This is a genomic window from Vibrio maerlii, from assembly GCF_003415655.1.
GTDB lineage: Bacteria > Pseudomonadota > Gammaproteobacteria > Enterobacterales > Vibrionaceae > Vibrio > Vibrio maerlii.
The window spans coordinates 234,600-247,707 of the sequence record NZ_QRHC01000003.1 but is presented as its reverse complement, the minus strand read 5'-3'; the positions used below and the strand labels follow the sequence as shown (position 1 = coordinate 247,707).

General features: G+C 46.2%; 14 protein-coding genes. 10 read left to right on the top strand and 4 right to left on the bottom strand.

The window, feature by feature from the left end; genetic code table 11:
• Positions 1-110 precede the first annotated feature (110 nt).
• The 10 genes from ccmA to DPF91_RS05380 all read left to right on the top strand — a co-directional run bounded on the left by ccmA (position 111) and on the right by DPF91_RS05380 (position 8,182).
• The gene (gene ccmA, locus DPF91_RS22160; protein WP_206355542.1) at positions 111-761 is read left to right on the top strand and encodes a cytochrome c biogenesis heme-transporting ATPase CcmA; all 651 of its coding nucleotides are present in this window, start codon (positions 111-113) and stop codon (positions 759-761) included.
• Positions 762-1,430: a heme exporter protein CcmB gene (gene ccmB, locus DPF91_RS22155; RefSeq protein ID WP_206355541.1), complete on the top strand. Its 669-nt coding sequence runs from the start codon at positions 762-764 to the stop codon at positions 1,428-1,430. It abuts the gene before it with no gap.
• Positions 1,431-1,553: 123 nt separating this feature from the next.
• Complete coding sequence (locus tag DPF91_RS05415) at positions 1,554-2,294, top strand: heme ABC transporter permease (protein ID WP_117233423.1); 741 nt, start codon at positions 1,554-1,556, stop codon at positions 2,292-2,294.
• Positions 2,295-2,306: 12 nt separating this feature from the next.
• Positions 2,307-2,513, top strand: coding sequence for a heme exporter protein CcmD (gene ccmD / locus DPF91_RS05410; protein WP_117233422.1), 207 nt, complete (start codon positions 2,307-2,309; stop codon positions 2,511-2,513).
• Positions 2,510-2,992 carry a cytochrome c maturation protein CcmE gene (ccmE, locus tag DPF91_RS05405; protein WP_117233421.1) on the top strand — a complete coding sequence of 161 codons (483 nt, stop codon included), beginning with the start codon at positions 2,510-2,512 and terminating at the stop codon, positions 2,990-2,992. Before ccmD ends, ccmE begins: the two co-directional genes overlap by 4 nt.
• Positions 2,989-4,941 (top strand): heme lyase CcmF/NrfE family subunit, encoded by a 1,953-nt coding sequence (locus DPF91_RS05400; protein WP_117233420.1) that lies wholly within the window; start codon positions 2,989-2,991, stop codon positions 4,939-4,941. The genes ccmE and DPF91_RS05400 overlap by 4 nt, the downstream gene beginning before the upstream one ends.
• Before the next feature lie 11 nt (positions 4,942-4,952).
• Positions 4,953-5,501, top strand: coding sequence for a DsbE family thiol:disulfide interchange protein (locus DPF91_RS05395; RefSeq protein WP_117233419.1), 549 nt, complete (start codon positions 4,953-4,955; stop codon positions 5,499-5,501).
• Entirely contained in the window at positions 5,501-5,980 is a 480-nt protein-coding gene (locus DPF91_RS05390; protein ID WP_117233418.1) for a cytochrome c-type biogenesis protein, read from the top strand. The genes DPF91_RS05395 and DPF91_RS05390 overlap by 1 nt, the downstream gene beginning before the upstream one ends.
• Positions 5,977-7,200: a c-type cytochrome biogenesis protein CcmI gene (gene ccmI / locus DPF91_RS05385; protein ID WP_117233417.1), complete on the top strand. Its 1,224-nt coding sequence runs from the start codon at positions 5,977-5,979 to the stop codon at positions 7,198-7,200. Before DPF91_RS05390 ends, ccmI begins: the two co-directional genes overlap by 4 nt.
• A gap of 220 nt (positions 7,201-7,420) precedes the next feature.
• Positions 7,421-8,182 (top strand): MlaA family lipoprotein, encoded by a 762-nt coding sequence (locus tag DPF91_RS05380; protein ID WP_420855573.1) that lies wholly within the window; start codon positions 7,421-7,423, stop codon positions 8,180-8,182.
• Positions 8,183-8,391: 209 nt separating this feature from the next.
• Here DPF91_RS05380 and DPF91_RS05375 read toward each other — a convergent pair whose 3' ends face one another.
• The 4 genes from DPF91_RS05375 to DPF91_RS05360 all read right to left on the bottom strand — a co-directional run bounded on the left by DPF91_RS05375 (position 8,392) and on the right by DPF91_RS05360 (position 12,836).
• Positions 8,392-9,720 carry an outer membrane protein transport protein gene (locus tag DPF91_RS05375; RefSeq protein ID WP_117233416.1) on the bottom strand — a complete coding sequence of 443 codons (1,329 nt, stop codon included), beginning with the start codon at positions 9,718-9,720 and terminating at the stop codon, positions 8,392-8,394.
• 318 nt (positions 9,721-10,038) lie between these two features.
• Positions 10,039-11,319, bottom strand: coding sequence for an outer membrane protein transport protein (locus DPF91_RS05370; RefSeq protein ID WP_117233415.1), 1,281 nt, complete (start codon positions 11,317-11,319; stop codon positions 10,039-10,041).
• 256 nt (positions 11,320-11,575) lie between these two features.
• Positions 11,576-12,295 carry a DUF3379 domain-containing protein gene (locus DPF91_RS05365; protein ID WP_117233414.1) on the bottom strand — a complete coding sequence of 240 codons (720 nt, stop codon included), beginning with the start codon at positions 12,293-12,295 and terminating at the stop codon, positions 11,576-11,578.
• Positions 12,288-12,836: a sigma-70 family RNA polymerase sigma factor gene (locus DPF91_RS05360; protein WP_117233413.1), complete on the bottom strand. Its 549-nt coding sequence runs from the start codon at positions 12,834-12,836 to the stop codon at positions 12,288-12,290. The genes DPF91_RS05365 and DPF91_RS05360 overlap by 8 nt, the downstream gene beginning before the upstream one ends.
• Positions 12,837-13,108: the final 272 nt, after the last annotated feature.

Sequence of the window (13,108 nt, the reverse complement as noted above, 5' to 3'; positions counted from 1 at the left end):
TCAACGGTTAACAGATTTTTACCACTTTCAAACTTTGAATCGGCATAATTCTACGTGCTTATTGTTAGGTATGGTAATATACCGTTCTCATTTTTCTCTTTAAGTTTCAGATGTTACAAGTAATTGATCTTACCGCTATTCGTGATGAGCGAGTTTTATTTGAGTCTCTTAGCTTTGAAATCCATCCAGGTGAACTGGTGCAGATTGAAGGGCGAAATGGTACCGGTAAAACAACACTATTGCGTATCATTGCTGGCCTCGGTCACAGCGATAATGGTGATGTGCACTGGAAATCAGAAAGCGTAAAGAGCAACCGTGAAGGTTTTCATGAGGACTTGTTGTTCCTAGGCCACCAAACGGGTGTTAAGCGAGAGCTAACTGCATACGAGAACTTAAAGTTTTATCAATCTATTTATGGGCGTCGAGCTAACCTTGATTCTAAACAAAGAAACAACAAGCAAAATGACGAAGATATATGGCACGTTCTGACTCAGGTCGGATTGGCTGGTCGTGAGGATGTTCCTGTTGGACAACTCTCCGCTGGACAACAACGCCGTGTCGCCTTAGCCCGCCTTTGGTTAAGTGACCACCCACTGTGGATTCTTGATGAACCATTGACTGCGATTGATAAGCAAGGGGTGAAGGTACTAGAATCTTTGTTTCTCAAACATGCAGAGCAGGGTGGGATAGTGATGTTGACTACGCACCAAGATATGTTTGAAGACAACCCGAAACTCCGCAAGATTAAGTTAGGTGAATAGATGATTGCGTCGATGGGCACCATTATTCGACGAGAGCTATTAATCGCTTTTCGCCGTCAAGCCGATATTTTTAATCCGTTGTGGTTCTTTATTATCGTCATTACCCTGTTCCCTCTGAGTATTGGACCTGAGCCGAACCTATTGGCTCGCATTGCTGCGGGTATCGTATGGGTAGCTGCGCTATTATCTGCATTGCTTTCATTGGAACGTCTGTTTAAAGATGACTTTCAAGACGGCGCGTTAGAACAAGCGATGCTGATGCCTATTCCACTGCCGGTCTTTACCATTGCCAAAGTCATTGCTCACTGGCTATTAACCGGTCTGCCACTGATTGTCATAAGCCCGTTGCTTGCGGTACTGCTTTCTCTGGACTTCAATACCTGGCTGGCTGTGGTTCTGACGTTGTTAGTGGGAACACCGACGTTGAGCTTTATTGGTGCCATTGGTGTTGCACTGACAGTAGGGTTACAAAAGGGTGGGGTGTTACTGAGTTTATTAGTACTGCCGCTCTATATCCCAATTCTAATTTTTGCCACCTCAGCGATTGATGCTGCTGGGCTTGGTATGGCGTATAACGGTCAATTAGCGGTGCTTGGTGCAATGCTGATGGGCGCGGTGACATTGACCCCATTCGCAATCAGTGCGGCATTACGAGTCAGTGTGAACTAAAACGAAAAATATCGTTCTAACTCGAATTCAAACGGAAGCTGAATTCCTTTCGGAGCCTACTCTTAACCGGGTAGGTTAATGAAATGCACCTTTGGTGTAGTGAAGTAATAGTGAGAAACAATTATGTGGAAATGGCTGCATCCCTATGCCAAGCCTGAAACGGCCTATCAACTCAGTCAGAAACTTTTGCCATGGTTTGCTGCCATTGCTCTGATCTGCCTGTCCATCGGTACCGTGTGGGGGCTGGCATTTGCACCCGCCGATTACCAACAAGGCGACAGCTTTCGAATTATCTATATTCATGTGCCTTCTGCTATTTGGTCGATGGGCGTTTACATGTCAATGGCGATTGCTGCGTTCATTGGTCTTGTTTGGCAACTTAAGCTTGCGAACATGGCTGCAGCGGCAATGGCTCCAATCGGCGCGGTATACACCTTTATCGCTCTTTTAACCGGTGCTGTTTGGGGTAAACCAATGTGGGGTGCTTGGTGGGTTTGGGATGCGCGTTTGACGTCTGAACTTATCCTGCTTTTCCTTTACCTGGGTGTGATTGCGCTTTACCACGCGTTTGATGACCAAAAAACTGCGGCGAAAGCAGCAGGTATCTTAGCGATTGTTGGTGTGGTTAACCTGCCAATTATCCACTTCTCTGTTGAGTGGTGGAACACGCTTCATCAAGGCGCGACGATTACTAAGTTTGATAAGCCATCGATGTCGACAGACATGCTGTGGCCATTGTTGTTAAACATCCTAGGCTTTGCTTTCTTCTTTGGTAGCGTCATGCTGATTCGTTTCAAAAACGAAATTCTGTCAAAAGAAAGCCATCGTCCTTGGGTTCAAAAGCTTGCTCAAGCGAAGCGTTAATCGGAGTTGACTATGCATTTTGACACTTTCTCAGATTTTCTAGCGATGGGAGGCTATGCCTCTTACGTTTGGGGTGCGTTTGGTATCACCTTTGTAGCCATGTTTATCTTGCTACTAAGCAGTGTCCGTCGCGGTAATAAAATTCTAGGTGACGTTCAAGCGAAACTTGATCGTCAAGCTCGTATCGACGCAGCGAAAAATATGGAGAACACACTATGAATCCAAGACGCAAAAAGCGCCTAGGGATAATTTTAGCGCTCTTTTTAGGTATCAGTGCCACGGTTGGTCTTATGCTTTACGCTCTAAACCAAAACATGGACCTGTTTTATACACCGACTGAACTTGTCATGGGTAAAGAGGGTAAAAAACCTGAGGTAGGCCAGCGTCTACGTATTGGTGGCATGGTGGTAGAAGGCACTGTTAAGCGTGATCCACAATCACTACGCGTAAGCTTTGACCTTGCTGATGTTGGTCCAGCGGTAACAATTCTATACGACGGTATCCTGCCAGACCTATTTCGCGAAGGCCAAGGTATCGTTGCCCAAGGTGTACTAAAAAATGCGACAACGATTGAAGCGTTCGAAGTACTAGCAAAACACGATGAAGAGTACATGCCACCAGAAATTGCTGAGGCGATGGAAAAGGTTCACGAGCCTTTGTCTTACTCTGACGAGCAAAAACAAGGAAGCGCACAATGATCGCTGAAATAGGCCATTTTGCACTCATTGCCTCACTCGCGATGTCGGTGTTGTTGACCATCTTGCCTCTTGTTGGGGCAAGCCAGAACAACACAACCCTAATGAACACAGCACGACCGCTCTCTTGGGGTATGTTTCTGTTATTGGGTTTCTCGTTCGCGATTCTACTGTGGGCATTCTATACCAACGATTTCACGCTGACCTATGTAGCGAGTAACTCAAACACGGCGCTGCCTTGGTACTACCGTCTAACGGCGGTTTGGGGTGCGCACGAGGGTTCACTGCTTCTTTGGGTACTAATCCAAGCAGGTTGGACGGTTGCTGTAGCAACATTCAGCCGTGGTATGCCGCAAGAGTCTGTGGCTCGCGTATTGGCGATCATGGGTTTGATTACGGTTGGCTTCCTACTGTTTATCATCCTAACGTCTAACCCGTTCTTACGTACATTGCCATTCTTCCCAGTCGATGGCCGCGACTTGAACCCACTACTTCAAGATCCGGGTCTGATTATCCACCCGCCAATGCTCTACATGGGCTATGTGGGTTTCTCTGTTGCGTTCTCTTTTGCAATCGCATCATTGATGACTGGCCGCCTAGATACGGCATGGGCACGTTGGTCTCGTCCTTGGACACAAGCAGCATGGTTATTCCTAACGTTAGGTATCGCACTAGGCTCTTGGTGGGCTTACTACGAACTTGGCTGGGGTGGCTGGTGGTTCTGGGATCCGGTAGAAAACGCATCATTCATGCCTTGGTTGGCAGGTACAGCGCTAATGCACTCACTTGCGGTGACAGAAAAACGCGGTACGTTTAAAGCTTGGACAGTACTCCTAGCTCTATCGGCGTTCTCGTTGAGCCTACTGGGTACCTTCCTGGTTCGTTCAGGGATCTTGGTATCAGTTCACGCGTTCGCATCTGACCCATCACGCGGTATGTTCATTCTAGGTTTCCTAGTGTTCGTTATCGGTGGTTCACTGCTGCTGTTTGCTCTAAAAGGATCAACGGTTCGTGTACGTGGCAACTTCAGCCTGCTTTCGCGTGAAAATGCGCTCTTGGCAAACAATGTGTTGCTTCTAGCAGCGCTCGTGGTTGTGCTTGTCGGTACATTGCTACCGCTAGTTCATAAGCAAATTGGTTTGGGCTCGGTATCAATCGGTGCGCCATTCTTTAATATGCTGTTCACTTACTTAATGATTCCGTTCTCGTTCCTGCTTGGTATCGGTCCTCTGATTCGCTGGAAACGTGACAACTTGTCAAACCTCGTTAAACCTATGGTGGTTTCGGGTGTGCTTTCGCTGGTACTAAGTGCGGCGTTTGTATTCCTATTGGCAGATAAGTTTACGGGTCTTGCATTCCTTGGCTGGGTAATGGCGCTATGGATTATCTTCATGCACTCATTTGAGGTGTACGAGCGTGCGACGCATCGTCATTCATTTGCAGTTGGTGTTAAGAAGATTCAACGCAGCCACTGGGCAATGATGCTAGGTCATGTTGGTTTGGCCGTGACGATTATCGGTATTGCGATGGTGCAAAACTACAGCATCGAACGCGATGTACGTTTGGCGCCAGGTGAGCACTTCCAGATCCAAGGTTACGACTTCTACTTCTCTGGTTTACGTGACAAAGATGGCCCTAACTACGATGGTTATATTGCTGACTTTGAAATCACGGAAAACGGTAAGTATGTAAACACGCTACATGCAGAAAAACGATTCTATCGCACGGCTAAGTCTATGATGACTGAGGCGGCAATCGATCGTGGTGTAACCCGTGACCTATACATCGCGATGGGTGAACGCCTAGATGATGGTGACGCATGGGCTGTACGTATCTACTACAAACCGTTTGTTCGCTGGATCTGGTTAGGTTCGCTCATCATGTCATTGGGTGCGGCAATTGCAATCAGTGACAAGCGTTATCGCTTCCGCAAACCAAACGCGAAGGTATAGGAGAGATAGCAATGAAAAAAGCATTATTTATCCCTCTCGCACTCTTTATGGTGTTGGTTGTGGTCTTCGCGACCCAACTAACCCGCAACGCTGGTGGTGATGATCCTACCAAACTGGAATCGGTACTGATCGGTAAGGAAGTACCCCAGTTTAAGCTGGAAGATCTCGCTGAACCGGGCAAGCTATACGACAAAGAGATCTTTAAAGGCGAACCTCTGCTACTTAACGTTTGGGCGACTTGGTGCCCAACGTGTTATGCAGAGCACCAATACCTTAATGAACTTGCGGCGCAAGGTGTGAAGATCATTGGTCTGAACTACAAAGATGATCGCACTAAAGCCGTGGGTTGGTTGAACGACTTAGGTAATCCATACCTTATCAGCCTGTTCGATGGCAACGGTATGCTTGGTTTGGACCTCGGTGTGTATGGCGCACCAGAAACCTTCTTGATTGATGCGAATGGCGTGGTGCAATACCGCCATGTTGGTGATGTGAATTCACGTAACTGGGCTGAGAAGCTTGGTCCTATGTATCAAGAACTGTTGGCAGGAGCGAAGTAATGAAAAAGCTATTTGCACTGTGCGCGACTCTACTGCTGTCACTCTCAGCTTACGCGGCGATTGAAGTGTATGACTTCGAGACCCTTGAACAGGAAGAGCAGTTTCAAGAGCTAAACCAAACTCTTCGCTGCCCTAAGTGTCAGAACAACACCATCGGCGACTCAAACGCTGAACTGGCGCAAGACTTGCGTCAAAAAGTGTACGAGATGACCAAAGAGGGTCAATCGAAGCAAGATATCATCGATTACATGATTGCTCGTTACGGCAACTTCGTAACCTACAATCCTCCGTTGACTATCGCGACCTCAATTCTTTGGCTTGGTCCATTAGTGGTTATCGTATTGGGCTTTGGCTTAATCGTTGTTCGAAGCAAGAAAACCCCGAAAGTGGCTGAGAAGACACAAGAGTGGGATGAAGATAAAGAAGCACGTCTACAGAAACTGCTAGACGAAGAGAGCGAAAGGAAAGAAAACAAATGACCCTGTTTTGGATCTCTACCATTGTCGTAATTGCTATCGCTCTGTTCTTAGTGGCTCTGCCTCTGTTTACGAAAAAAGCGAACAACGACGAAGCATTACGTGACGAATTAAACAAAGCATTCTACAAAGACCGTTTAGACGAGCTTGAAGTTGAATCGGATGAAGGTCTGGTTGAAAACCAAGACGACCTCATCTCGGATCTAAAGCAATCTCTGCTCGATGATATTCCAACCGACCATGCTGCACCGCAAGAGCAAGGCAAATCCTCTTCAATGATGGTCATGCTGGTTTCGACGGTATTGGTTGTTGGACTGACTTACGGTTTATACGCTTACTTCGGGGCTTACGATAAAGTGAAGCACTGGCAAGAAGTGAGTAATAACTTACCTGAACTGTCTAAGAAATTGATGTCTCCTGAAGGCGGTACGATGACAGACGAAGAGATGGAAGATTTAACCCTATCTCTACGTACTCGTCTGCATTACACCCCAGATGACTCTATGGGCTGGCTACTGCTTGGTCGTATTGCACTCGCGAACCGCACCGTTGGAACGGCTATCGATGCAATGGAAAAAGCATACAAGCTTGAGCCTGAAAACGAAGACATTCAGCTGGGTTATGCTCAAGCGTTGATGCTATCTGGTGAAGAGATTGACCAGAACGAAGCACGTATTCTTCTTGGTAAGCTAGTACAGCAAGACTACGTTGATCTGCGAGTGTTCTCTCTATTGGCATTTGATGCGTTCGAGCGTCAAGATTACCCAGCAGCGGTGAAGTACTGGAGCATCATGCAGCAGATGATCGGTCCAGAAGACAGCCGTTACGAGATGCTAGAGCGCAGTATCATCAGCGCACAACAGAAGATGGGTGCATCTATCGGCGACAACAAGAGCGTCGCGGTGACCGTTGAGCTTGGTGACAATGTTCAGCTGCCAAGCGAAGGCGTACTGATCATCTCTGTACACACAGCAGATGGCGCACCAATGCCAGTCGCAGCAGCTCGCTACCCTATCGGTACGTTACCTCGCACGGTGGTACTGGATGACGGTAACAGCATGATGCAGGGCAACAAGCTGTCTGACCTAGAGGGCCTGATGGTCCGTGCTCGTATTGATACTGACGGTAACGTAGCAACTCGCCAAGGTGACTGGTACGGTGAGAGTGAACCAGCGGCATTGGGTGAACCGGTGACTGTGACTATCTCTCAGCAATATCAATAAGTTGTATTAAAAGTGGCAGGGCAATCGCCTTGTCACTTTTTTTGAATAAAATAGCGTATACAATCTAATAAAACGGATTTTTAGATTGTATAATCACGCAAATGAATGAAAGACCGGTTTATGCCGGTCTTTATTGTATGCCACGTAACAAAATTACCTAACTATGAGCTTTTTCTTAAGGAAAGCTTTGGTGGCATTAGAAGGAAGATAGGGACATTGAATGATGACTTTCCAACGAGCGCGGACGTTATTACTCGTTCTAGCTGCTGTCACAGTACTATCAGGCTGTTCATCGACACCTGATGACGTCGAAGACTCGACTGCCTACGACCCATTTGAGAGCTTCAACCGCTCGATGTGGGCCATTAACTACGATTATCTAGACCCTTACCTCGTGAGGCCAGTATCGCTTGCCTATGTGGATTACACGCCTAAGCCGGTTCGTAGTGGTATCGCCAATTTCCTTGCTAACCTTGATGAGCCATCGAGTGTGCTCAATAACCTATTTATGGGTAACGGTGAAAAAGCACTCAACCACTTCAACCGTTTCTGGATTAACTCCACCTTTGGTCTGTTAGGCTTTATCGATATCGCTTCAGCTGGTGGTATCCAGAAGGAAAGCAATAAGGCCTTTGGTGATGCAGTGGGCCACTATGGTGTTGGCAATGGACCTTATGTGATGGTGCCGGGTTACGGGCCTTGGACGGTGAGGGAGACCGGCGACTTTGTTGATGGCATGTACGTGCCGCTTTCTTACCTTAATATCTGGGCTGGGTTAGGTAAATGGGCTCTGGAAGGAATGGAGACCCGTGCGTCACTTGTGTCACAAGAGGCACAGCTAAACAACTCGCCAGATCCTTACGCATTAACGCGTGAGGCTTACATCCAACACCAAAACTTTAAAGCCGAAATCGAAGTGGATGACTACGATGAGGATGAAGAAGACTTCTTAGACAGTTATCTGGATGAAGGGTTTGAATAAGGGTAGGGAAAAGGGGCGCTGCGCTTACGGGGGGCAGGACGCTTCGCTACGGGACGAACTTCGTTCTACGGGTAACAGGATACTTGCTCTACAGAACAGTACTTGACGAGATTTGTCCTCTAAAATACTCCGTAACTTGTAACCCAAACGAAAAAGGGGAGAATGAATCAATCATTCTCCCCTTTGTCTATCTCGATGCTAATTTGCGATTAGAAACGGTAGTTTGCCTGAACACCGATTAGCCAGATGCTGCCTGATGTCTCACCTGTGAACTCACCACCAACAGCTTGAGCGTCATTGTCAGAGTCGTAACCACGAGATTCCGTGATTGGTGCATCTTTAGCAATGATGTAAGTAAAGCCCGCGTCTGTAGTGAAATTCTTGGTCCACTCGTACGTTGCGCCAACACTTAACCAAGTACGATCGGTCTCTGGAATTGTAATTGTACGGTTTTTGTCTGACACAGCTGATGTATCATAAGCAATACCTGTACGAAGCGCTAACTTAGGTTGAAGTTGGTATGTTGCACCAACTGCGAAGCGGTAGTTGTCTTCCCAGTTTTCTACTTTAACCATTTGAGTTCCGACGGTATCCATTTGAGCTTCTAACTTTTCAAAAGAGCTCCAATCTGTCCAGTTGAAGCTAGCGTGCATCGCTAGTTTATCTGTCAATTGGTGGAAACTCGCTAGCTCAGCGGTTGCTGGAAGGCTGAGGTTCATGTAACCATTATCTCGTGTTTGAGGGGTTACACTACCCAGACCAAAACCAAGACCTTCGGCATAACCTTCAAGCTTTAGTTCTACTTCTGATTTGTATGCAAAGCCAATACGGTGGTTTTCATTGATTTGCCATGCTGTACCTACTTGCCATCCCCAAGCTTCATCATCTCCTTCCATGTACTTTAATGCTGTACCTTGCGGAAGTTGGGTGTAGCCATCTTGGCCATCAGGGAATACATTATTGGCTGGTGCCGTTGCACCAAAGCTACCTTCACCCATTACATAGCGAATACCACCACCAACACTGAACTGTTCGTTGATCTTATAAGCAGCGTTTAGGTTTGCTTCGATAGTGGTTACGCTTGCTTCATTACCGAAGTGAGATGCTGCGAAATCAGTACCTAGGTCTGTTTCCATGCCGTAGTTTGTCCCAAGGGCAAAGCCAACAGCAAAGTCTTCAGAGTAACGGTGAGAAATGTAGAAATTTGGGATTACTGCATCGTTAGCAAAGTCAGACGCTGAAGCATTGGTAGTAGGTAAGCCAGATGCTGTGCCATCTACAGTGCCGTTAACATCCACATTCGGATCAACATAAATAGCACCCACAGAGACTTGTGTGCCTTCTAGGTACATCAGCATTGCTGGGTTACGCCATTGTGCAGATGCGTTGTCCGCCATTGCAGCTTCACCTGCGTATGCGCGGCCTAGGCCAGTTGCTGAGTATTCTGCCAGTTGGAAGCCTGCTGCCATTGCGCTGCTTGATGCAGCCACCAAAACACCACCCACTGCGATGCTTAGAAGATTTTTATTGATTTTCATAGATCTCACTGTTCGCTGAAATATCCTTTTACAAAGTCACGAAAGTGTAATGGTTAGAGTAAATACTTCAAAAGAAAAATCTCGAATAGGGTAAATACACTGTATTTATCCTATAAACGGTGCAAATTAATGCGTTTTATGTGGTGTTTACAACTCGATAACAAGTGTTTGAGCGAACGGCTGTGTTATGAAAGGAGCTTGTCACCCTACGGTTGTACGCTGAAATTTTGAAGGAAAGGGAGAAAATAGTGAATTTTAGGCAAACAAAAAGGGCTGAAATTCAGCCCTTTTGATGTTTCTTGTTAGCGTAAGCTTGGATTAGAAGCTGCGGCTGTACTGTAGACCTAATAGGATAGCGTCTGCGCGAGTTGTTGCTTCAATTGTTGATACTGGAATACCACCTACTTCTATCGATTCATCAACTTTCACATCGTCACCCATTAGGTAAGTGAAACCGAAGTCAACATTTGATGCCGTATCGATATGGTAAGTAAAGCCAGCTGAGAACCATTGACGATCTGAATCCGGAACTGAGATTGATGTTAGGCTATCTTGTGCACTAGTATCGTACATGTAACCGGCTCTTAGAGTCCAATCGTTGTTCAAGTAGTATGTACCACCAATTGCGTAATGCCACCCGTCTTGCCATTCATAAGGCTTGTCATAAGAGCCTGTTGAGCCAGGGAGGAAGCCAATTGGCGAAGATTGAGCATCTAGGTTTCTGAACTCGATCTTATCGAAGTCTTTCCAACCAATGTATTGGATAGAGTAGTGAACTGCAAACTTAGTGTCTTCGATTTTGTGGAAACCAGAGAACTCAACCATATCTGGTAGCGGCAGTGTGATTTCTTGGCCTTTGTCGTCCTCTGCTTCAAACTCAGGACTGTATGTGTAGGCTAGGCCAAAACGGTTGTTTTCATCTAGCTCGAACACTGTACCTAAACTAAAGCCTACAGCCCAACCGTCGGCCTCATCAACATCAAGTGCATTCTCTGTACCGAATACACCAGGGTCACCACGTTTGATTGTACCTTGACCGTAAATTAGATCTAAACCAGCACCAAAGCTCCATTGTTGGTTCAAGCGGTAAGAACCAGCTAAACCAAGGTTGAAGCTTTTAACGTCAGTTAAGCCACCGTACTCAGCAGCTACATAGTTATCTGAAAACTCAGTTTTAGTACCAAAGTTGGTGTAAGCATTAACACCCCACGCGAACTTGTCGTTTACAGGAACGATTAGGTGAATGTTGGGTGCGATAGACGTATCACCAACATCGTCTGCATCTGCATTAGCGACGATAGGAGCTCCGCCACCTAATACAGGTAGGTTATTTTGGTACGTTGCATCTTTCACTTCGATCATCGAAGTAATGGTCTCAAAACCTAGCGAAAGCTCAGTTTTGTCGAATAGTGCCATTGCAGCTGGGTTACGTGCCATGACTGATGCGTTATCTGCGATAACTGCATCACCAGCGAATGCACGGCCAAGACCAGTTGCTGATTGTGCGTTTAATTGGAAGCCTGCAGCAAGAGCTTGTTGCGAAGCGAGTGTAATTGTGACTGCTAGGAGAGACTTTTTAAACAGACGCGTCTTATTCATTAGACATAGTTCCTTTTTGTGTGTGTCCGCCTCTAGTTGGGCGATTTGCATCCGAGCAATTGCTCAGTTGGTGGCTGATACTAGTCCCAATTATAGGACAGAGAAATCAGACCACTGGAAAAAATACGTGAAAATTAAAGAAATGACGGCTATCTGGCAGGAAAAAGTGGCAGAACGGCGTTTATTAGAGTTTTAACTCTATTTGTAAATCAAAAAACAGGCACAGAATTTGTCTGTGCCTGTTTGGAAGAGAAAATCAAGATTCGGTTAGCATTGGTGCTAATTTTCTTGCAATTTCACCGACGTTCTCGTCCATATCGCCGACGATAATTATACTTGAGTCACCGATCGGGGTAATGGCGCCGGCCATGCCATCTTGGCTGAAGATATTTTCATTTTCACTCGGCAAATTGGTGATAAATAGCGTCACTTTGCCCTTTTCTCCACGGAAAACCATATGCAACGCATTTGAATCGCCAAAACCACAGTGGTTCAGGTAATACACATGGTAAGGGAAGTTCTGGTTAAACTGATACGCAAAAGGCTTCAATTTGGTATTGATCTGCGTTGAACTCACTTCTTCGTCAATGGCGTTGACGAATGGCTTCTCGGCCACCACATGACGCATCGCTTCTGCTTCAAGGCTTGCTTGGGCTGCAGGAACAATTAGATTGCCCCAGTTAAGCTGACCCACCGATAAACCGACGACAAACGCAAGAGATGCGGCCATTGCCATGGCTTTCTTGGTAAAGTTCGGGCGAATCACCTTGTGGCTGCTGCTTTGACTAAACAAGATGCGATCTGCCAAGTCATCGGGCACATCGACTTTCATTGCTTGAGCAATTTGAGCGTCTAACGCGTTCATCTCATCGGCAAACTTTGCATTCACATCGCTCTCAGCGATGGCTTTAAGCAGTTCTTCATCACGCGCTTTAGGGTCGGACATTATTTGTCGACGGAATTCTAAATCATCCATTGTTTACCCCCTTAGCGTCTGTTGATTCATCGAGCATTTCTTTGAGTTGATTACGGGCACGAAATAGTCGCGTCATAACGGTGTTCTTATTCAGTTCGAGGATCTCGCCGATCTCTTCACCACTGAATCCGCCAACAACTTGGAGGAACAATGGTTCGCGATACTCGACGTCCAACTTCATTATCTGGTTTTGCAGCCACTCGGTTTGATGATGAGGATCATCGGAAACTTTCGCTTCTCCTGAGTAATCATCAATATCAACCAAATCAAACTGCTTTCTCTCGAACCGGCGAGCATTCTCGCGGCGCAAGATGGTGATCAGCCATGACTTGGCGGCTTTTTCGTCCTGTAAGCTATCTAGTGACTTCCACGCTCTTAAGCAGGTTTCTTGCACCAAATCTTCGGAGATTGCCTTATCTTTACATAACCAGTAGGCGTAGCGATAAAGGTCTCGATGATAGGCACGCACTAGTGCTTCATATTTTCTTTGCTTGTCCATATTAGAGTCGACCGGGGAAGGCGGCTTTTTCTTTCCGAACATTTTTTATTTTTCCATATCTAGTAGTAGGGCCACGTGATTCTCTAGTGTGCTCAGTTTGGGTTACGAATTGTTCGATAGTTGGAGGCTATGGGTTAATCTTAGTCAGATTTCTGTCGGACGTTCTATAAATGGCGGTATTCATACTCTATTCACATATAAATTGATCTATTTCAAAAAACCATTGACTGAACCCGCTATATTAACGTCTGTCGTCTAGTCATTTCTTTTGAAATGGCATGTTGAGCAAGACGACACTTCCTTTTGAAGGCTGA